A 21,218-nucleotide genomic window follows, 5' to 3' on the forward strand; every position below is an offset into this window, starting at 1 on the left:
GGTTACCGCCACGCGCGTATCTGTCGATCCGTGCCTAGCGGCGGGCGGTTGCCTCGGTTGCCGAGGTCGGCTGGCACATTGTGTGGGTGCCCGGTTGCAGGTACGGCGTCAGAATCGGGGCCATGCCTTTGAGCACCTGCACCGGCAACGCCGAGGTGAAGGTGAAACTCTCCGCCGAGCGGCCCGGCACGAACGCCGTCAGTGTGCCGAAATGGTGTTCGCCGATGTAGAACACGAAGGTGGCTGTGCGGTTGAGCGACTTCGAACTCAGAATCCGTCCGCCGGAACCGATGGCTTCGATGCGGTTGTCACCGGTGCCGGTCTTGCCGCCCATGGCCAGCGGGCTGCCGTCCGGCAGTTTGAAACTGCCGGCTACGCGTTTGGCCGTACCGGCATCCACCACTTGCGAAAGGGCTTCGCGCATGGCCGTCGCCACCTCGGACGGCATCACCCGTTTGCCGACGTCCGGGTCGTTGATCAGTTGGGTTTCATACGGGGTGTTCGCGGCGAAATGCAGGCTGTCGATGCGCAGGGTTGGCATGCGCACGCCATCGTTGAGGATGGTGCCGATCAATTCCGCCAGGGCTGCCGGGCGGTCGCCGGAGCTGCCGATGGCGGTGGCCAGTGACGGCACCAGGTGGTCGAACGGATAGCCGACTTTCTGCCAGCGCTGGTGGATGTCGAGGAATGCCTCGATCTCCAGCATGGTGCGGATGCGACTGTCACGGGCGCCCTTGTGCCTGCTTTTGAACAGCCAGCTGTAGACCTCCTGGCGCTCGAACTGGCTGGCTTTGACGATGTCGCTCCACTCGGCGTCGGGGTGGTTGAGCAGGTAGCCCATCAGCCACAGGTCCAGCGGGTGAACCTTGGCGATGAAACCCTGGTCCGGTAAGTCGTAGGCGCCGGGGCTGTAGGCTTCGTAGAGTCTTGTAAGACGCTCGTCAGTGAGTTTTTCCGTGAGCTTGGCGCCCTTGAGGTGCGAGCGCACGAAGCTGTTGAAGCTTTCCTGGCTGGCCTGTGGCAGCAGGTAGCGATGTACGGCGGCCATGCGGATCGGCGTCGGGCGCATGCTGTCCAGGAAGGTGTCGAGCCGTTCCTGGGTGTCCTTGTTTCGGTACTTCTTCCAGAACTTGAGCAGGAACGAAGTACCTTCGCGGTCGGCGAACGAGGCCAGGTATTCCTGGCGTCGCGGGTCGCGGTCGTCCAGGAACAGTTCGGCACGGTTGTTCGGGCCGGAGTAGGTGGTATAGCGCACCAGGTCACGCATCAGGCGAATGAACGGCAGGTTGATCGACTCGCGCAGGGCATCGCGCAGGGTCGGTATCCGGCCGTTGTCCTCTTTGCGGAAGTTATGGAACACATGCAGGCCGCCACCGGTGAAAAACGCCTCGCCGGGGCTGGCCGAGTATTTGCGGTCCAGGGCGGCGCCGAGCATTTTTTGCAGGTCGCGGTCCTTGTTCTCGATCAGGTAATCGACCGCCCAACGGCTCAGGCGATCCTGATCCGGCACGTCGACTTTCTTCAGTTCCGCAACCGCCATGCCGGCGTATTTGTCGTGTAGCTCGGCGATGATTTGCAGGTAGGTGGTCATCACGCGCATTTTCGCGGTGGATCCCAGTTCCAGCTTGCTGCCTTCGTTGATGTCGAAGGGCTGGTCGGTGCTGTCGGTCTGCACCCGCACCCGCGAGCCGTCCGGGGTCAGTTCGAACAAGGTGAAGCTGTAGCGTACCTGGGTGGTGCTGGTCGGCGTCAGCAAGCGTTCGCCCATCAAGCCGATTTCCGCGGCATAGGCCGGGTCGGCCAGTTTTTTCAGGTACTCGGTGGCCTGGGTTTGCAGCTCGCCTTGCAGGGTGCTGGTGGCGGACAGGTCGAGGCGGTCGAGGTCATACAGCGGGCGATTGAGCATGCCGGCCAGACGGCTGCGCGCGACGCTGATGCCTTTGTTGGTTTCGATCGGTTGCATGGTCGGCTGGGTGGCCCAGTCGCGGTAGGTCACTTTGCTAGCCAGGGCAGCGGCGGCGAACGGCGCGTCGATCACATTGTTTTGCGCCAGCAGGCGAATATGGCTGTCGGTGAGGTCGGCCAGCTCATCGTGACCCTTGGTCAGATAATGAGAAGGGCGGCGCTGGGCGATCATCAGCGACAACATTTCACGCAGGACCAGGCCTTTTTCCGCCATGGTTTTTGGATCCGTTGCAGTGCTGGTCAGGGCTGCGTTGGCCTGGTTGAAGTCGGATCCATACCACACGCGCAAGCCCTCAGCCATGCCATGCACTTCTCCATGGCCCGGTACGGCCGACAGCGGCACGCTGTTGAGGTAGTCGCGAACCACGTTCTGCCGGGCTTCGAGGGTTTGTGGCCCGGCCTGATAGGCGCGTACGGTGGCGGAAATCATCTGGCGAATTTTTTCCGCACCGTTGACCGTCAAGCCATCGGGGGAATGCCGGTATTTCTCCAGTTGCGTGGCCAGGGTACTGCCACCGGCGGATTGGCCGGGCACGTGCAACATCTTGGCCACCTGCGACCACGCCGCCATGCCGAACCGCGGCCAGTCTACCGCCGGGTTGGCCAGCGGTTGTTTGGGGTCGAGCAGGAAGCGGTTCTCGATGAACAGCAGGCTGTTGACCACCACCGGTGGGATCGAGGCAAAGGTTGCATACAGCTGCTGCGGGTAGTTGTACTGGTACAGCGGTGCTGCGCGGCAATCGGTAATCGACAGCCCGGCCTGGATTTTCTCGGCATATGGCACGAACAGGCCCTTGTCGCTGTATTTCAACAGCTCTGGGGAAAAGCGGGTTTGCGCCTCAACGACGAAATCGCGCTTGATCAGGCGCGGCAGGAATTCATCCAGCGAGCTGTAGCCCAGGCGCCGATCGAACGGGCCGTCGCCCGGATAGCGAATCGCATCGCTGGGACCTGGTTTGAGCTCATAGTTCAGTGACGCAGCGTATTTGCTGACTTCCCGGGCCTGAAACCTCGAGGTGCGCATCTCCCTCATGGCGGCCAGCCCCACGACAATCGCAATAATTAACAGTAAGAGCCAGAACGCTCCCCATCCGTGCCTGGAACGACGGGGTTTTTCAGGTAACGGCGCTTCATCCACACCTTCAGTCGGGACCACGGTTTTACTCGAATCGGTTTGCCACAAAGCGCCCATAGTCGACTGATCCATTCACGCAGATTGATCGGACTTGACTGAAGCTTAGACGGTGGTTGGCGAGGGTGAAAAAAATGTGAAGGGCAGAATGTCGGGCGATAGCTGTTTTTTTGTGGCGAGGGAGCTTGCTCCCGCTGGGTTGCGAAGCAGCCCCACCCCCTGCAATGGCGCTTCGTCTGATAAATGGGGATAGGCTGGATTGCGCCTGCTGCGCAGGCGAACGGGAGCAAGCTCCCTCGCCACAGGGGGATCAGGCGGCCATTTGATTTCAGAGCCAACACGCATCCCAGAGCGGGTAGTCGCCAATCTTATCTACAAGCCCCGCCCTGAGTGGGTTGGCAACAATGTAGCGGGCGAACGGTAGAAGATCTTCCCCGTCGCGAATGGCCCGGTCGTGGTAGCCGGTTTGCCAGAAAGCGCCGCGTTCGTTGATCGCTCTGTTGATCGTTAGCGTGCTGCGGGATTTTATGGCCTGCATCAGCTTTGCCAGCGTTTGCTGTTCAAGTTGTATTAACCAGTGGAAGTGGTCCGGCATGATGACCCAGGCCATTGAGTTGATCCATTTTTGATCATGGGCTCGCCTGAACTTCTCAACTAAAAGGCGCCCAAGCCGCCAATCCGCGAACATTCGACGGCGCTGATGCACGACTGTGGTTATCAAATAGCCCCGTCCGGGTTCTGAATATCGTCCACGGCGTAGTAGATGCGAGTTTGGATGTGGAGGCATTCCGTTGCTCCCTTTGGCGTTTATCTAAATACGCTAGCTCCTTGTTTTCTTACGTGTATCTGTCTTGGCTGAATGAAATTTCTCTGGTTTTTGAAGGACTCAAAGCAACGTGTGGCGAGGGAGCTTGCTCCCGCTCGGCTGCGTAGCAGTCGTAAAACGAATGCAGGGGAGTGCTTCGCACTCCAGCGGGAGCAAGCTCCCTCGCCACGGGCTGAAATGCTTGATTTAGAGCTTTCACGGCTTTGGCAGGGGCATGACGATGCACCATTGTTGTGCAATACTCGGCGCCGTTTTTCCCACTGATCTTGCGGGTTTTTCCTACAGGACGGCGTTGCCCACGAGGCGGGCCGGTTCGGGAAGCGATGGCTTATCGGTCTGCGCTTCGCCACTCGGTGGCCATATCCAATAACAAGACGAGGTTGTCCCCCATGCCAGTAGGCAATCACCTGCCCCAAGGCGAGACCGCTCAGGGCGGTCCGCTCAAACGTGAACTCGGCGAGCGGCATATTCGCCTGATGGCACTCGGTGCCTGTATCGGCGTAGGCCTGTTCCTGGGCTCGGCCAAGGCCATCGAAATGGCCGGTCCGGCCATCATGCTGTCTTATATCATCGGCGGTCTGGCGATCCTGGTGATCATGCGCGCCCTCGGCGAGATGGCGGTGCACAACCCGGTCGCCGGCTCGTTCAGCCGCTACGCCCAAGACTACCTCGGCCCCTTGGCGGGCTTCCTGACCGGCTGGAACTACTGGTTCCTGTGGCTGGTGACTTGCGTCGCGGAAATCACTGCCGTGGCGGTGTACATGGGCATCTGGTTCCCTGATGTACCGCGCTGGATCTGGGCGCTCGCGGCGTTGATCAGCATGGGCTCGATCAACCTGATTGCGGTCAAGGCCTTCGGTGAGTTCGAGTTCTGGTTCGCCCTGATCAAGATCGTCACCATCATTGCGATGGTGTTCGGCGGCATCGGCATCATCGCCTTCGGTTTCGGCAACGATGGCGTGGCCCTGGGGATTTCCAACCTGTGGGCCCACGGTGGCTTCATGCCCAACGGCGTACAAGGCGTGTTGATGTCCCTGCAAATGGTGATGTTCGCCTACCTCGGCGTGGAGATGATCGGCCTGACCGCCGGTGAAGCGAAGAACCCGCAAAAGACTATCCCCGATGCCATCGGCTCGGTGTTCTGGCGGATTCTGCTGTTCTACGTCGGTGCGTTGTTCGTGATCCTGTCGATCTACCCGTGGAACGAAATCGGCACCCAGGGCAGTCCGTTCGTGATGACTTTCGAGCGTCTGGGCATCAAGACGGCGGCGGGCATCATCAACTTCGTGGTGATTACCGCTGCGCTGTCGTCCTGTAACGGCGGCATCTTCAGCACCGGGCGCATGCTCTACAGCCTGGCGCAGAACGGCCAGGCCCCGGCCGGGTTCGCCAAAACGTCGAGCAATGGTGTGCCGCGACGTGCGCTGCTGCTGTCGATCGGCGCGTTGCTGCTGGGTGTATTGCTCAACTATCTGGTGCCGGAAAAGGTGTTCGTCTGGGTGACGGCGATTGCCACCTTCGGCGCGATCTGGACCTGGGTGATGATCCTGCTGTCCCAGCTCAAGTTCCGCAAAGGCCTGAGCGCCAGCGAGCAAGCAGGGCTGAAGTACCGCATGTGGCTGTACCCGGTGAGCTCCTACCTGGCGCTGGCGTTCCTGGTGCTGGTGGTCGGCCTGATGGCGTACTTCCCGGACACTCGGGTGGCGCTGTATGTGGGGCCTGCGTTCCTGGTACTGCTGACGGTGCTGTTCTACGCGTTCAAGCTGCAACCGACGAATGTTTCGCAAGGTGCGGCGCGTTCGGTTTCGTAAGACGTAATGCTGAAACTTGTAGGAGCGAGCTTGCTCGCGATGGTCGTTAACGATTACGCGTGTTTACTGGCTAAATGCGGCGGTCTTGAGTCCATCGCGAGCAAGCTCGCTCCTACATAAGACAGTCCAGGGACCGGGGCCTTTTCATATCACGCGGGCACCGTTTGCAGCGATCGATTCAATCGCTTGTTGAACTCAAGCCACATCGCCAGCAACGCCATCAACCCTGCCCCCACCAGCGCCGTGAAGATCTGCATGGCAAAAGCGTCGTCGGTCAGCGCATTGACCATGTCCGCCAAGGGTGCCAGCAACACACCCAGACAGAAAATCTCCAGCGAGAAACGGCCCATGCGGCAACTTTGTTGCGCCAGCCAGTTTTGCGTCCATCCGCTGTCGGGAATCAGTTTCGCCGTGACGTAGGCCAATGCGAGGAAATGCAGCAGGCGCACCGGGGACAGGTCGGTCTTGCTGATGGGATACAGGACGTTTTGCAGGCTCGCCGGTACCACGGCATCGTGTATGTCCGGCCAACGCCAGAGGACGGTCAACACACCCGCGACCATGGCATACAGCGCTGCACCGACAAACAACGGCCGGCGCAGCAGTGGGCGAGTTTCGGGCACGCGCGGGCGCTGGCTATGAATCGCAGTGGCGCCGCCGAGTACGAACAGCAACTGCCAGGCAACCGGGTTGAAATACCACACGCCATCCTTGATGGCCGCGAGGTTCCAGCCCGCCAGTGGCACCATCAGATACAGCGCCACTGACATCGCGACCACTACCCAGGCCTTGCGCACCAGTATCGGCAGCACCAGGGGCAAGCCCGCCAACAGCACGATGTACAGCGGTAACGGGTCCATCAGGTTTGGCTTGAAGCGCAACAGCAGTTCATCGATCAGGGCCTGCTGGGGGTTGCTGATGAAGTGGTGCATGCCCATTTCTTCTACAAGATCCCGTGTTTCCACGTGGCTGTTGGCGAAAAACACAATGCCCATCAGCATCGCCAGCAGGAAGATGTGCACCACGTAGAGCACCCATGCCCGGCGCAGGATTTTTACGCAGGCGATCAGAAAGCCTTCGCGTGCCAGGACTTTGCCGTACGCCAGCACCGCCGCGTAACCGGCCAGAAACACGAAAACTTCGGCCGCATCGCTGAAACCGAAGTTACGCAGGGTGATTTGCCCCAAAGGGTTGTGGGGCACGTGATCCCAAAAGATGAAGATCAGTGCCAGACCACGAAAAAAGTCGATCCGGTGATCGCGCGCTAACGTCATGACAGCAGGCTCGTAACAGCGGGTGAAAATAGGATTGGCCGCGAGTGCAAAAGGTCGCGCGCCCAAGCGGCGGCGCGCAGGGTGGACTGATTCGCGGACAATTGCAAAACCGGCATATTACCGGATGTCTCGGTTGTTGCCTCAAGGCTTAACCGCTGGTCTGAAAGGTCCGTCAACCTGCGATTTCTGACAGTAGACAGGCTCAAATACTCATGAGTGCAACGTTCTTAAAACGGGAGCCTCACATGAGACTGTTGTGGAAGGGGCTGTCCAGTTACACGGTGATCGGGGTCGCCAACACCCTGATTCACTGGCAGGTCTTTTTCCTGCTGAGCGTGGCGGCCGGCCTCAGTCAGGCGCTCAGCAACCTGGCAGCCTTCTGCGTGGCTGCGTCGTTTTCTTTCTACATGAACGCGCAATTTACCTTCGCCGGCAGTGCCTCGGTCGGCGGTTATCTGCTGTTTGTTTCGGGCATGGGGGCATTGAGCCTGGGTGTCGGCCATCTGGGCGACATCTGGCGATTGCACGGTTTGCTTACTGTGGCCCTGTTTTCGGCGTTGAGCCTGGTGTTCGGTTTCCTGTATTCCAAATACGTGGTGTTTCGCGAGCGTGATCAATGAAAATCTCGCTCATTGTCCCGGTGTTCAACGAAGAGCAGTCCATCAACCTGTTTTACCAGGCCGTGCGCCGTGAGCTGGTGCTGCGCGACACCGAGGTTGAAATCGTCTTTATCAACGACGGCAGTTCCGATCGCACGGCCGAGCAGGCTACGGCACTGGCCCAGGCGGATGATCAGGTCATGCTGATCAATTTCTCGCGCAACTTCGGCAAGGAACCGGCACTGTTTGCCGGCCTGGAGCACGCCAGCGGCGATGCCGTGATTCCCATGGATGTCGATCTGCAGGACCCGATCAGTGTCATCCCGTTATTGGTCGAGCAATGGCAAATGGGCGCCGACGTGGTACTCGCCAAACGCCGCAATCGGGATGTCGATGGCTACCTCAGGCGCCATAGCGCGTCGATTTTCTACCATGTGCTCAATCGCATCGCCTATACCCGCATCGAGGAAAACGTCGGTGACTTCCGGCTGATGGATCGCAAGGTGGTCGACGTGATCCGCTCCCTGCCCGAGCACCAGCTGTTCATGAAAGGTGTGTTGTCGTGGGCCGGGTTCAACACCGTGGTGGTGGAGTTCGAGCGGGCGGGAAGGGTGGCGGGGAGCAGCAAGTTCAATGGCTGGAAGCTGTGGAACCTGGCACTGGAAGGCGTGACCTCGTTCAGTACAGTACCGCTGCGCTTGTGGACCTACGTGGGTGGTGGCCTTTCGATTTTCGCGGTGCTTTACGCGGTGTACATGGTGCTGGACAAGATTTTCTTCGGCAACAGCGTCCCCGGTTATCCGTCGCTGATGACCGCGATCCTGTTTCTCGGCGGCGTGCAACTGATCGGCATCGGCATCCTCGGCGAGTACATCGGTCGCATCTACATCGAGGCCAAGCACCGGCCGCGCTATGTGATCAAGGACATCGTCGGCGGTAAAGACCGGGGCGGGCGCTAGCATGGGCCGGTTCGGTGACTTCTTCGTTCGTGAGCTCAGTCGGCATCAGGTCTGGCGGTTTTTTCTGCTCGCAACCTTGGTGTATGTCCTGCCGTTGATCCTTGCGGATTACCCCTACATCGATGACAACTGGCGCTCGCTGGCGGCGGGCATGGCCTGGTCCGAGCAGGGGCGACTGTTCACCCAACTGTTCTACAACGCGCTGACCTTCAGTCATGCCGCGCCAAACATCTTTCCTTTGCCGTTGTTGATCGCCACGCTGGCCATGGCGGCGGCGCTGACCAGCCTGACGTTCCATTACTTCCGCCAGCCTGGCATCGCTTGTTGCCTGGTGCTGTTGCCGCTCTGGTACAACCCGTTTTTCCTGCAGAACCTGTCTTATCAATACGACGGTCCCGCCACGGCTCTGAGCCTGGTGGCGGTGATCTACGCGATCACCTTTCGTCACCCTTGGCGCAGCGTGCAGTGGTTGGTGCCGTCGCTCCTGATTGCCCTGGCGCTGGGGCTGTATCAGATCAGCCTGAATGTGTTCCTCGGGTTGTGTTGCCTGGAGTTGCTCAGGGCCGCCAACGACAAAACATCCCCGGTGCCCTGGCGCGACCTGCTGGGCTGGAAAGCCGCCCAGCTCATCCTCGGCGGTTTGATCTACAGCGTCAGCGCTTATCCGTTCATGGACGCCAATCGCACGTTGCTGCTGGACGGGACGGCGCATCCGTTATTGCAGATCCAGATCAACATTGCCCGGGTCCTGGAAAAGGTCGTGTTGCTGTTCCATGGCGGATGGCTCTGGGTATTCGGCGGGTTGCTGGTATTGGCGATAGCCGGGGCGGTGCGGCTGGGACTGAACGTAGCGGCGCGCCAGGATGGTGGGCCGAAGAAGCTGTTGATCGGCCTGATGTGTTTGCTGACAGTTCCGGTGGTGACGCTGCTGGTGTCCGGTGTGGCGTTGTTTTTCCGCGACTTCAACGAAGGCGCCCGCACCTTGATGGGCTTCGCCGTGCTGCTGGTATTGCTGTGCTATTTGAGTCATCTGGCGCTGGCGTCGATCCATGAGCGACTGCCGCTGCTGTTGATGATTCCTCTGCTGGCCATGCTGTCGTTGTCGTTCGCCTATGGCCGGGTGCTGACGGTGCAGAAAACCTTTGCGTCCACGGCGCTGGCCGGTCTTGCGTACGACATCGCCAGCCACCCGTCGCTGCGCGAGGCCAGGCGGATCTACATATCGGTGAGTTATTCCGACTATTGGTTAGTGGCGGCGGCAGGCTCATTCAAGCAGTTGCCGGTGCTGCACTACCTGCTCAACACCGACTTCTACATGCTGGCCGAGAATTTGCCGAAAGCGGGCATCATCAATGTGGTGGCGGAGCGGGAGCGGCGCAACGCGACGCGGGTTGGCTATCAAGGCTATCCGGCGCTCGTGGACAGTCTGTTCTACCGGATTTACCTGATCGGGGATTACGGTTTTATCGTCATGAAAGAGCCGACCCCGACCCAATCGCTGCGTTGGTGACGTGCGATTTCGATCGGGGCGGCGAGGTTATGCCGCTTCTATTTCACTGGGCTCGAAACTGTCGGCCCGGGCCATCTGCCACATCCGTGAGTAGAACTCGCCGTTCACTTCACCGGTCAGCAATTCCCCCGGTTTGAGGAACACATGCAACTGCGAGAACAGCTTGATCTCGGTCGCCGACATGCGTCGCACCAGATGCTTGGCCGATAACTGCGACGGGTGTTCGAGGCCGGCGGCGGCGAGCATTTCCGCCAGGGCCTTGAGGGTGTTGCGGTGGAAGTTGAATACACGCTGGGCCTTGTCCGGCACCACCAGCGCGCGCTGGCGCAGGGTGTCCTGGGTGGCGACGCCGGTCGGGCATTTGTTGGTGTGGCAGCTCTGCGACTGGATACAGCCGATGGCGAACATGAAGCCGCGTGCCGAGTTGGCCCAGTCGGCGCCGATGGCCAGCACGCTGGCGATGTCGAAGGCGCTGACGATCTTGCCGCTGGCGCCGAGTTTGATCTTGTCCCGCAGGTTCAGGCCCACCAGGGTGTTGTGCACGAACAGCAAGCCTTCGCGCATCGGCACGCCAATGTGGTCGGTGAACTCCACCGGCGCGGCGCCAGTGCCGCCTTCCTTGCCATCGACCACGATGAAGTCCGGGAGGATGCCCGTCTCCAGCATGGCCTTGGCAATGCCCATGAACTCCCACGGATGGCCGAGGCAGAACTTGAAGCCCACCGGTTTGCCGCCGGACAACTCACGCAGTTGCGCGATGAAATGCATCATTTCGATGGGCGTGGAAAACGCACTGTGGCGCGACGGTGATACGCAGTCTTCGCCCATCAGGATGCCGCGGGTTTCGGCGATTTCCCGGGTGACCTTGTGCTTGGGCAGGATGCCGCCATGGCCGGGCTTGGCGCCCTGGCTCATCTTGATTTCGATCATCCGCACTTGCGGCGTCCGGGCTTGCGCCGCGAAGCGCTCCGGGTCGAAGCGACCGTCGCTGGTACGGCAGCCGAAATAGCCGCTGCCCAGTTCCCAGGTCAGGTCGCCGCCGTTTTCCCGATGATAGGGGCTGATGCTGCCTTCGCCGGTGTCATGGGCGAAATTGCCGAGCTTGGCGCCCTGGTTCAAAGCGCGGATGGCATTGGCACTGAGGGAACCGAAACTCATGGCAGAAATGTTGAACACCGACGCTGAATACGGCTGGGTGCACTGCGGGCCGCCGACCGTGACGCGGAAACTGCTCGGGTCGCTCAATGGCGCCGGGCGCATGGAGTGGCCGATGAATTCGAAACCCGACTGGTACACGTCAATCAGCGTGCCGAAGGGTTTGTCGGCGGTTTCGTTCTTGGCCCGGGAATAGACCAGCGAGCGCTGGGCCCGGGAGAAGGGCAGGGCGTCGCTGTCGGATTCGAGCAGGTACTGGCGGATTTCCGGGCGGATGCCTTCGACCAGATAACGGATATTGCCGAGGATCGGGTAGTTACGCCGCACTGCGTGCGGACTTTGCAGCAAGTCGAACAGGCCGATCAGGCTGAGGACGGCAGTGACAGCGGTAATCGGCCAGAGCCAGTCGTATTGAAGAAACGGCAGGCTGGCGAGGGTGAAGATCACGCAGAAGGCAAAGAAGGCGTAGCGGCTCAGGAGTGACAGGCTCATACGGTTTCCTTGGGTTCGGACTCAATCAAGACCCGTAGAAGCCGGCTCCTACAGGATTTTTCAGGCATTTTGTGCCTGCAGAAAAATCGCAAACAGCTCGGACTGGGATTTGATCCCCAGCTTGCTGTACATGTGTTTCTTATGGACTTTCACGGTTTCGACAGAGATTTCCAGCTTACGGGCGATTTCTTTACTGGAGCAACCGCTGAGCATCAAACGCCCGACATCCAGCTCTCGGGCCGTCAACTGCGCGCCTTTGAGTTGCTGCACCGAAGCCTCCAGTTGCACCCGCCAGTCGACTTGCGGTGGTGCGGGGGCCAAGGGCACGACTTCATTGATTTCATAGGGTAGACGCTGACGCAACAGGCCGAGCACCCACGGCTGGATCAACGACAGCAAGGCGATCTGCTGGCCGCTGAAGCGCTGCGTGCTGCCCAGTGACAGGCACAGCGTACGGTCGCCTTCGAGCTGGCAATTGAACTGGATTTCATCGGCCACCACATTCAGACGAAAGTAGCGCTGATAGTACTCGGTCAACTCAAAGTGCTCCGGCGCCACTTCCCACAGGCGAAACAGCCCGCTGCGCGATTGCTCGCGGCAGGCGATGTAGAAGGGGTCGAGCAGGTACAGGCCACGCAGGTAATCCTGGAACAACGGGTCAGGGCTGCCGTCCTCGCCGGGACATTCGGCAAACACCTGCGGGCGCTGATCAGCGCTGAAAAGCAGGGCCACCCAGCTGTCGAAGGGCACGTACTGATCCAGCAAACGCACAAGCTGGGTCCAGAAATTGGGCTTGTCCAGGGCGTCGATCAGTTGCCCCACCGAACGGTGCCAGGCGATGTCGTCCAACGAGAGTGTCATGCCTCTATCCCTTTCGTGTTGCCCCGCGGTGTGATTCCCGCCCGGTTGCTTGCTGCGCATACTGGCGCACAGGCACCGGGCGGGCAATCTTTCTGCCGTTCGGCCCAAAACAAGGAACCCCAATGAAGATCGAACTCGCCAATTGGCAGGCCGTGACAACCACACGGCTTACAGATTGGTGTGGTGTACCTGGCAGTGTTGACCGGCGGTTTCCGTCGGCAGCCACCGGAGCTGGATTTCCGGGAAACGGTGTAAAGGAAACTGTAGGAGCGAGCTTGCTCGCGATAAACCTGAGGGCGCCGATGGGCATCTGGTTTACGCGTTTTCGTTCACGACCATCGCGAGCAAGCTCGCTCCTACAGGGCGGACATGTGATCCTTGCCGTTTTTCAGTCAAAGGCCTTCTCTTTATGTCGACGTTTTCCATGCCGGCCATCGGGACCCTCCGCATCGCCGCCGCCCTGTTGATCGGCCCAGACGGCCGCACGTTGCTGGTGCGCAAGCGTGGCACCACGGCGTTCATGCAGCCGGGTGGCAAGATCGAGCCCCATGAGCTGCCGGTCCATGCCCTGGCCCGGGAGCTGGATGAAGAACTGGGTCTGGACATTGACCCGGCGCAGGCTGTTTACCTCGGTCACTTCTCGGCACCGGCCGCCAACGAGCCAGGCCATGTCGTAAACGCCGACATTTTTCAGCTGTGCATTGATGTCGACGTGACACCTGCAGCGGAGATCGAAGAAGTGATCTGGATCGACCCGGCGACCGATGGCGGTGTCAGCCTGGCGCCATTGACACGGGACCTGATCCTGCCGTTTTATCGAGCATCGCTGACCGCGATCGCCTGATCATTACGCAAAGGACTTCGCCCATGATCCCGCTTCAAGACTTGCTGATTTTTGCGGCTGCCGCGTTGCTGATGGTGCTGACGCCAGGGCCGAACATGATCTACCTGATCTCCCGGTCGATCTGCCAGGGGCGCAAGGCCGGGGTGATCTCGTTGCTCGGGGTAGTTGCCGGATTCTTCGTGCACCTGTTCGCCGCGGCCGCCGGTTTGACGGCGGTGTTCCTGGCGGTACCGATGGCCTATGAAGTGTTGAAGTGGGCCGGTGCGCTGTACCTGCTGTGGCTGGCCTGGCAGGCGGTCAAACCCGGTGCGCGCTCGCCGTTCGAGGCGCAGCAGTTACCCCCGGATTCGTCGCGCAAGCTGATCACCATGGGCTTTCTGACCAGTGCCCTGAACCCGAAAATCGCGGTGTTCTATCTGTCGGTGTTTCCGCAGTTCATCACGCCGGAGCACGGCTCGGTGTTCAGCCAGAGCATCATCCTCGGCCTGACCCAGATCAGCGTCAGTTTCTGCGTCAACCTGCTGATCGCGATGTTTGCCGCGGGCATCGCCTCGTGGTTCGTCAACAATCCGACGTGGCTGGCGATGCAGCGTTACTTCATGGGCTTCGTGCTGTCGGCGCTGGCGCTGCGGCTGATGCTTGAGCAAAAACGGATGGCCTGAGCATGTGGATCGAACGACTGGATGCCAGCCATGCGCTGGACTATCGGGCGCTGATGCTTGAAGCCTACGACCTGCACCCGCAGGCCTTCACCTCGAGTGTGCGCGAGCGGGCGGCGATGCCGCTTGGCTGGTGGGAGTCGCGCCTGACGGGCAAGCTGGACGTGGTGCTAGGGGCGTTCGAGGAAGGCCGGTTGGCCGGCATTGTCGGCCTCGCGTTCGAGCCTCGGGAAAGAGCCCGGCACAAGGTGACGCTGTTTGGAATGTACGTGACTGCCAAGGTTCGCCAGCGCGGGCTCGGCTATAAACTGGTTCAGGCCGCCTTGGCCGAGGCGCAGAACCATGCGGGTGTGCGCCTGATCCAGTTGACCGTCACCGCCGGCAACGACGCTGCGTTCAACCTTTACCAGCGTTGCGGTTTCGTCCAGTTTGGCCTGGAACCGATGGCCGTGCGGGTGGGGGAGGATTACTTCGACAAGCTCCATATGTGGCGCGAGCTCTGAAGCCAGCGCAATCCCCTGTAGGAGCCGGCTTTTGTGGCGAGGGGGCTTGCCCCCGTTGGAGTGCGAAGCGCTCCCCTGCATTTCTTCAGACACATTGCGCTTGCAGTTTTCGCGACTGCTTCGCAGCCGAACGGGGGCAAGCCCCCTCGCCACAAAGATCGCATCGTCTGATGGACTTATCGAACTGCGCTAACCCCGTCGAGCGTCGAAAACGACGTGTCCTTGGCCGTCAGCAAGAAGTCACGCATGTATGGCGCATCGAGCATGTCGGCACGGATCGCCGCATACAGTGTGGCGAACAGGCCTTTCTCACCCAGCCGCTTGGCCTTCACATAACCCCGTGAGCTGTATTCATGCAGTGCCCAATGGGGCATGCCGCACACGCCGCGACCGCTGGCCACCAGTTGCATCATCATCACCGTCAGTTCCGAGGTGCGGACCTGGGCCGGTTCGATGTCGGCGGGTTCCAGGAAACGGGTGAAAATGTCCAGCCGGTCCCGCTCCACCGGGTAGGTGATCAAGGTTTCCGGGAGCAAGTCATCGGGGACGATATAGGCCTTGCCGGCCAGGCGGTGCTGGTTGGCCACTGCCAGCATCGCTTCATACGTGAACAGCGGTACATAGGTGATCCCGGCCAGGTCCACCGGATCGGAGGTCACCACCAGGTCCAGATCGCCACGGGCCAGGGCCGGCAGCGGGGCGAAGGAGAAGCCTGAGGCCAGGTCCAGTTCGACTTCCGGCCAGGCATCGCGGAACTGGTCGATGGTCGGCATCAGCCACTGGAAGCAGCTGTGGCATTCGATAGCCATGTGCAAGCGCCCGGCGGTGCCACCGGCCAGCCGGCTGATGTCACGCTCGGCCGCGCGCAGCAGCGGCAAGGTGGCGTCGGCCAGTTGTAGCAGGCGCAGACCGGCGCTGGTGAAGCGCACCGGTTTGGTCTTACGCACGAACAGCGGCATGCCCATGCGTTCTTCCAGCTCCTTGAACTGGTGGGACAGGGCCGACTGGGTCAGGTGCAGGCGATCGGCCGCATCCACTAGGCTGTCGGCTTCGCGCAGGGCGTGCAGGGTCTTGAGGTGACGGATTTCAAGCACCGGGGGCTCCATGAGAAAAACTTGTCGATAATTCGAAAAGGTTGAGTTTGTCTCATGTTGATGCCGCTGTCGACCATCCGCACGGCGGAGCACATTGCGTGCTCCGCCGTGGCTGCTTCACAGCGTGGAAAAGTGTTTGTTGCCCAGCGGTTTGCCAATGTCACCGCGCCAGATCGCCTCGACCGTACCGCCACTGGCGGCCACGTCTTTCTGCCATTGCAGGCCGAGGTTACGTTGTGACGGCAATTTCAGATGGCCTTTGACGAAGTCGCTGAATTGCGGTTTGGCCGAGGTGTAGTGGAAGTGGGCGTACCACAGGGTTTGCGCCGGTTCGCTGCGCAGGTCGCGTACCTCGTACTCCTGCAGGAAATCCCGTCGTCCGTCGGTGCGCTTGCCCAGATCGCGCAGGCTTCCTTCCTTGCGAATGTCCACCACCCGCTGTTCAAGCAGATAGTCCAGATAGCCTTCGGTCGGGGTTTTGCTGTTGATGCTTTGATCGATGCGCAGGTTGCGCCCGGTGCGCAGCATCTCATCGGCCCGATTGCGCAATTGCAGCGCTACGGCATCGCTGGGGGACAAGCGTTCGATGGCCCGGGCACGCATGGTCAGCTCGGTGGCCTCGCTGCCCATCATGTGTTCGAGGTCGACCGGTAGCATGTCCTGCCGTGCGTAGCCTTCGACTTTGCGGGTGTAGGCGTTTGCCGCCTCCAGCCTTTTCCTGGCTTCTGCCAACAATGGCCCGACATCGGTCGGCAGTGCCGGCTGTACGGAACCCGCTGGCTCGCTGAGGCGATATTTGCCACTGGAGCGCGGCAACCAGGTTTCCGTGCGGCCATCGACCCCGGCGATGGTGAAGCGCTTTTCTCGGGTGACAGCGTCGGTGCTGGCGATACCGATCAGCAACTGGTTGTCTTCGGTCTCGAACAATTGCTGTCCGGGCCGGCCTTCTTTGGGCACCACCGAAGGGCGCGTCCTGATAGCTTGGCGTGCAAAATCTTCAACCTTGTCCAGGTTGTCCAGAAACGCAGTGACGTGTTCCAGGTCCAGATGCTGCGGATAGCCGAGTGACCAGGCACCCAGCTGGCGACGGAACTCGGTATAAGTGGCCAGGCAGTCCTCGAGGACTTTGTTGCGCTGACTGACGCTGGCGCTCACGTGTGGCAGTTGGTGTTGCGTCAGCAAGGCGCGGCCGACCTTGTTGCGGGCGGTTTTCAACTGCAAGTGGAAGTACATCCAGGACAGGTCGGTCACCGCCTCATAGTGGGTGATGATTTCCAGGGTGTGCGCCGTTTTCAGATAGAAGTGATTGGCGTCGCTGAACTTCTCATTCATGGTCGCCATGTCGTGTGCCATCTTCGCTTTCTGCGTCCGGTTAGTGATCCGGCGGTTCCAGCGATTGGCTTCTTCGACGGTCACATGGACTTGATCGAAGTCTTTGAGAAAGGCTAGGCGAACTTCCTTGCGTTGCGCCATGAGCTGCACATGGGCGGTGGTATCGCTGCCCGGTGTAGCGTCCGAGCGGGCGATGAATTGTTCGATACGGTCGAGGTACTCCAGCAGCCGTTCCTTGAACAGACTGATCCGTCGCACCGAGCGATCGACGATGATCCAGGCGCAGCGGCTTTGAAGGTCTTCGATGTGCGCGCGTTTGCGGCCATGGCTGTACAGCATCAGCTCATCGAGATTCAGGTATTGGGCCTGGGCGATGTCGATATCGTTCGCGCAGGCGACATCGGCTCGGGCACGAAAGGCCGGGCGCTGGTCGAGTGGGAGGCTAAAGTAGTGCTCCAGCGTCTGGTTGCTGCTGCGGGTCTGGGTATCGAGTCGTCGCGAGTAGGCGTCGGCGGTATGGGTCAGGGTCAACTGCCGACGCAAGGCGCGGTCCGTCCACCAGCGCGGCAGCCAGCGGCGAATGGCGGCAGGCCAGAGCGGGTCGAGCCCGTCGGCCATGTGCCCGAGCACGGCACCGCCGCCTGCGCCACCGCCTTCGATCACGGTGCCGTACACCTGATAGTGAGTGTTCCACTGACCTGCCTCATCGAGGGCGATCGGCTGTTTGTAGGTCCGCGTAGACGTGCCGCTCAAGCGCCAGCGCGGCGGATTGTCCGCCAGTTCGATGCGGTAGATACGGCCCTGGCTGAGCATGAAGTTGCCGTCGGCGTGTCGATACACGTTGCGATAAAGGCCTTCGGTGCCCGGCTGCAGGCCCGCGAGGGACATCGGTTTTTCGTATTCATAACCCTTGAAGCACTCCAGGGACCGCCGCGCCTGGTGTTGCGTCGATACCTGCAAGGCCCGCGGGCTTTTGCCCAGTGCCCGCCACTGACGACTACGCGTGGCGACGCGGGCGACAGCCGGGGTGGCGGTGGTGCCGGGGAGAATGTCCATGGCCGCGTCGATCAGCGACAACAGCACCGCTTCCACCTCGGCCAGACCATGGCCGACATCACCGCGCAGGAAGGCCGCCACCGCCAGGTTGGCGCTGTTCCAGGCGTCGTACAGGGCGATGCCCGTACCGACGAAGGGCAGCATGCCCACGGCCATTTTCAGGTAGTTGAACATTGCGCCGGACTGCAAGGCGACGCGTTCCAGGTACAAAGCGTCATTGGAGCGCGATGTTGCCCGATGGGCTTCCAGCAAACGGCCCATGTGCACATTCAACAGGTGCGCTGCCAGCGAGGTGCTGGCTGGCCAGGACGTACCGACGCCGATCAACCCGTCGAAGTTTTTCAATCGGGCTTGGTTGATCCGACTGACGTGGTGGGTCAAATCCCCCTTCAAGGCACGACCGGCCAGGTAGTTGACCATCGGGCCGCGCAGGCAATCGTTGAACAGGCGCATCCTTGCCTGCTCAAGGTTGTCGAACTGGCGCAGAAAAACGCCGTCGGGACTGTCTGGCAGATACAGCAGGGTCAGGCCGCTGATGTGCTCCACGATAAAGGTGACGCCGGACAATGTGCTGGGCCCCTGGGCGTCGGTGTCCTTGCCGCCCACGGTCAGGTGCGCGGGAAGCAATTCGATGCGCTTGCCGTCGCTCGCAAAGGCTTCAGGGCTGCTGGCGTCGATGGCGATTTCCAGCACACGCTGGCCGTTGGTATCGATGTCCTTTGCCAGCACGGCGAATTCGCCTTGCAGGCGAAGCATCAGGCGCCAGGGTTCACTCAGGCATTCGCGCCGATATTCATTACTGAACGCCGATGCCGTCGAGGGACCTAGGAACGTCTCACGGATCAGCGTTTCATATTTCCCGGCCAGATCCAGCTCGGTGACCAGTTTGCGCAGCCAGGACGTAGTGAGGGTGCTTTTCAGTTTTTGCCGTTGTGTGGCGTCGCCACCGTTGACCTCGACCTGCATGAACGACAGTCGCCACCCCATTTGCTGATCGATGTTGCTCAGCGCCAGGTCGCCGAGGGACAGCTTGCTGCGCTGTTCGCTGGCGACCAGTACATTCTGCTGAGGGGTGCCTGGTGCGGCGCCTTCCATGACTACTTTGCGCCAACTGGTTGAATCTGGAACGTCGAGCCGCACCTCCACCTGTTGAGTGAGTTCGAAGTCCTGGCGCAGTCGGGCGTCGATAGCCTTGTTGGCAAAGGCTTCCCGGGGCGGCAGCTCGCGTTCGAACCACTCGTGGGAGCGCTGCATCGCGGCGACACAGGACTTGAACTGTGTCTTGAGGCGGTCACGCTGCACGGTGGACAGTTCGCTATGCCACGACGGCAATTGCGCGGCCAGCGCACTGCTGTGGTTTTGTTCGACGATGCGTGCGTACACCCATTCCCGGGCGGCGGATTGAGGGACGGTCAGGCGGGCGAGGGTCTGTTCGCACAGTTTTTCCAGTTCGGCCGCACGCTGGCTGGCACGAGGCGCAACGGGATTGGCCGCGATGATCCGGCCCGCCTGTTGTTCACAGCTGTGAAGCTGGGTCTGCAGGGCGTATTCAAACGGCGGGCCACTGAGCGGCAAGATGTGCAGTGTGAGGGTCTGGTCGTTGGCTGGGCGTTTGAACAGTGACTGTTCCAGCTGCTGCCTGGAGGCAAAGCGTTGCAGTCCGCCGAAGCGTCCGGGCCAGTAGAGCAACAGGCTGTCGGTCGAATGCGCCAGCAACGCCGAGGGTTTGGCAAACAGCAGAACGCCGTCCAGTTCCTCGGTTTGCGTGCGGCGGGTGTCGCCTTCGGTGTCCGTTGCCGACAGTTCCAACCGCGCGACCACCAGGTCGGCCGCACGGGGCTGATCGGGGGCATCCAGCACTACGGTGAGCCACTGATGTTCTTCACTGTTGATCTGATTCAGGCTCAATTGCAGTTCGGCTTCGGCGCGCAAGCCGTCCTGGCGTGCCTGGTGCAGGGCGGCGTAATGCGGGCCTGGCTGGTGGCGCAGCTCCAGCCATTTGAGGTCATCGGCTGTGTCCAGCAGCGCCGCTGCGGCGGTGCTGCTGGCCTGCTCGGCAGCGGTGAGGGCGTCGAGTTGCTGTTGCAGGCGTTGTAGACGCGGATCGTCGGCAGCACCGGTAAAATCATCGCCGAGCAACGCTTCCAGTGCAGCCCGTTGTTGGGCCAGTGCTCGGTGACGCGCACTCAGCGGGATATCGGGGCTTAGCTGGCCGAACAGGGCAGCGCTGTCGTTTGCCTCCACCCACGACAGCTCGGGGGGCGCGGCCAGCACGGCAGCATTGCCGGGCCTGTCGACGGGGGCCACGAACAAGCGGGATAACAGGGCTTCAGCGCTGGTGTGCAGCACCTTCGTGTCGAGGACGGTGTAATCGACCCTGGCCATGTTCGTCGACAGCCGGGGGTGATCGAACCGTTGCGGTTGATGTTCGATCAACCAGCGCTCCAGTTCATTACGGCTTTGAAAGGTCATCCAGGCGGATGAATGTGAAGGCAGGTACAACAACTGAGCGACCGGCCGATCGGCATCCCGGGTGATGACCAATGCCCCGGACAGCGCGACAGACAGGCCTTTTTCATCCTTGAGTTTCAGTTGTTCGATAGACATGGAGGGTTGGTCAGGCGTTGTTGGTTGCTCTGGCGGGTCGATCATCGCCATCAGCATGTTGACCTGCCCGGCATCCAGGATGCCTTGGGCAAACGCCCATTGGCTCGACGTCTCGAAATGCTGGCGATACAAGTGGATAGCCTGTGCCCGGCGCGAACGATCGGTGCCGAGCGCGCGTGAGCTCCACCAATCGGAGTCGAGGTGGGCTTGCGGGCTCTGCGCCATGAGGGTGAGCCACTGGTCGCAGCATTCATCCCAGCGTGCTGCTGCGCTCAGGCTCAGGCCTTGATCCGGGTTCGCGGGCAAAGGGAAGGTAAGGCCGAAATCGGCCGCAAGGGGGGTGGTTTCGTCAACCATGACGATGAGTCTCCAAAAGGCCGGGCCGTGCCGGCGGTACGGACATTAGGAGGCAGTCGACAGGCGCTTGGGTGGTACATAGTTATTGTGAGGTTGGGTCCGGCGCGGGATGACCGCTCGGCACTCTTCATCAAACTGTCATGGAACTGTGGCAGCGCGCTTGAACAAACTTCATCAGACTC

At 60.9% G+C, this 21,218-nt stretch carries 14 protein-coding genes; 7 read left to right on the top strand and 7 right to left on the bottom strand.

Features of this window, described 5'->3' with window-relative positions; genetic code table 11:
- Window positions 1-34 precede the first annotated feature (34 nt).
- The gene (locus B0D71_RS08280) at window positions 35-3,157 is read right to left on the bottom strand and encodes a transglycosylase domain-containing protein (protein ID WP_103394346.1); all 3,123 of its coding nucleotides are present in this window, start codon (window positions 3,155-3,157) and stop codon (window positions 35-37) included.
- 268 nt (window positions 3,158-3,425) lie between these two features.
- Entirely contained in the window at window positions 3,426-3,884 is a 459-nt protein-coding gene (locus B0D71_RS08290) for an REP-associated tyrosine transposase (RefSeq protein ID WP_103394347.1), read from the bottom strand.
- Window positions 3,885-4,312: 428 nt separating this feature from the next.
- Here B0D71_RS08290 and B0D71_RS08295 point away from each other — a divergent pair, with 428 nt between their 5' ends.
- Entirely contained in the window at window positions 4,313-5,734 is a 1,422-nt protein-coding gene (locus tag B0D71_RS08295) for an amino acid permease (protein ID WP_103394348.1), read from the top strand.
- A gap of 149 nt (window positions 5,735-5,883) precedes the next feature.
- On the opposite strand, the gene B0D71_RS08300 is transcribed toward B0D71_RS08295, so the two are convergent.
- Window positions 5,884-7,008, bottom strand: a complete 1,125-nt coding sequence (locus tag B0D71_RS08300) for an OpgC family protein (protein WP_103394349.1) — start codon at window positions 7,006-7,008, stop codon at window positions 5,884-5,886.
- Window positions 7,009-7,253: 245 nt separating this feature from the next.
- Here B0D71_RS08300 and B0D71_RS08305 point away from each other — a divergent pair, with 245 nt between their 5' ends.
- The 3 genes from B0D71_RS08305 to B0D71_RS08315 are packed head-to-tail and all read left to right on the top strand — an operon-like array spanning window position 7,254 to window position 10,076.
- Window positions 7,254-7,628 carry a GtrA family protein gene (locus B0D71_RS08305; RefSeq protein WP_103394350.1) on the top strand — a complete coding sequence of 125 codons (375 nt, stop codon included), beginning with the start codon at window positions 7,254-7,256 and terminating at the stop codon, window positions 7,626-7,628.
- Window positions 7,625-8,566: a glycosyltransferase family 2 protein gene (locus B0D71_RS08310; RefSeq protein WP_103394351.1), complete on the top strand. Its 942-nt coding sequence runs from the start codon at window positions 7,625-7,627 to the stop codon at window positions 8,564-8,566. The genes B0D71_RS08305 and B0D71_RS08310 overlap by 4 nt, the downstream gene beginning before the upstream one ends.
- Window position 8,567: 1 nt before the next feature.
- Window positions 8,568-10,076, top strand: a complete 1,509-nt coding sequence (locus tag B0D71_RS08315) for a glucosyltransferase domain-containing protein (protein ID WP_103394352.1) — start codon at window positions 8,568-8,570, stop codon at window positions 10,074-10,076.
- 27 nt (window positions 10,077-10,103) lie between these two features.
- Here B0D71_RS08315 and B0D71_RS08320 read toward each other — a convergent pair whose 3' ends face one another.
- Together B0D71_RS08320 and B0D71_RS08325 are read right to left on the bottom strand one after the other, a co-directional pair.
- Complete coding sequence (locus tag B0D71_RS08320) at window positions 10,104-11,723, bottom strand: FMN-binding glutamate synthase family protein (protein ID WP_103394353.1); 1,620 nt, start codon at window positions 11,721-11,723, stop codon at window positions 10,104-10,106.
- Window positions 11,724-11,783: 60 nt separating this feature from the next.
- Complete coding sequence (locus B0D71_RS08325) at window positions 11,784-12,584, bottom strand: helix-turn-helix transcriptional regulator (RefSeq protein WP_103394354.1); 801 nt, start codon at window positions 12,582-12,584, stop codon at window positions 11,784-11,786.
- A 409-nt stretch (window positions 12,585-12,993) separates the two neighbouring features.
- Here B0D71_RS08325 and B0D71_RS08330 point away from each other — a divergent pair, with 409 nt between their 5' ends.
- Genes B0D71_RS08330 through B0D71_RS08340 form a run of 3 tightly spaced genes read left to right on the top strand, consistent with a single transcriptional unit; the run spans window position 12,994 to window position 14,590 of the window.
- Window positions 12,994-13,428 carry an NUDIX hydrolase gene (locus B0D71_RS08330; protein ID WP_103394355.1) on the top strand — a complete coding sequence of 145 codons (435 nt, stop codon included), beginning with the start codon at window positions 12,994-12,996 and terminating at the stop codon, window positions 13,426-13,428.
- A gap of 23 nt (window positions 13,429-13,451) precedes the next feature.
- Window positions 13,452-14,090: a LysE family translocator gene (locus B0D71_RS08335; RefSeq protein WP_103394356.1), complete on the top strand. Its 639-nt coding sequence runs from the start codon at window positions 13,452-13,454 to the stop codon at window positions 14,088-14,090.
- A gap of 2 nt (window positions 14,091-14,092) precedes the next feature.
- Window positions 14,093-14,590, top strand: coding sequence for a GNAT family N-acetyltransferase (locus B0D71_RS08340; protein ID WP_103394357.1), 498 nt, complete (start codon window positions 14,093-14,095; stop codon window positions 14,588-14,590).
- 176 nt (window positions 14,591-14,766) lie between these two features.
- Here B0D71_RS08340 and metR read toward each other — a convergent pair whose 3' ends face one another.
- Both metR and B0D71_RS08350 read right to left on the bottom strand, forming a co-directional pair.
- Complete coding sequence (metR, locus tag B0D71_RS08345) at window positions 14,767-15,684, bottom strand: transcriptional regulator MetR (RefSeq protein ID WP_103394358.1); 918 nt, start codon at window positions 15,682-15,684, stop codon at window positions 14,767-14,769.
- A 117-nt stretch (window positions 15,685-15,801) separates the two neighbouring features.
- A complete protein-coding gene (locus B0D71_RS08350; RefSeq protein WP_103394359.1) occupies window positions 15,802-21,036 on the bottom strand; it encodes a dermonecrotic toxin domain-containing protein in 5,235 nt (1,744 codons plus the stop codon).
- Window positions 21,037-21,218 lie beyond the last annotated feature (182 nt).

The sequence above is a fragment of the Pseudomonas laurylsulfativorans genome (assembly GCF_002906155.1).
Taxonomy (GTDB): Bacteria; Pseudomonadota; Gammaproteobacteria; order Pseudomonadales; family Pseudomonadaceae; genus Aquipseudomonas; species Aquipseudomonas laurylsulfativorans.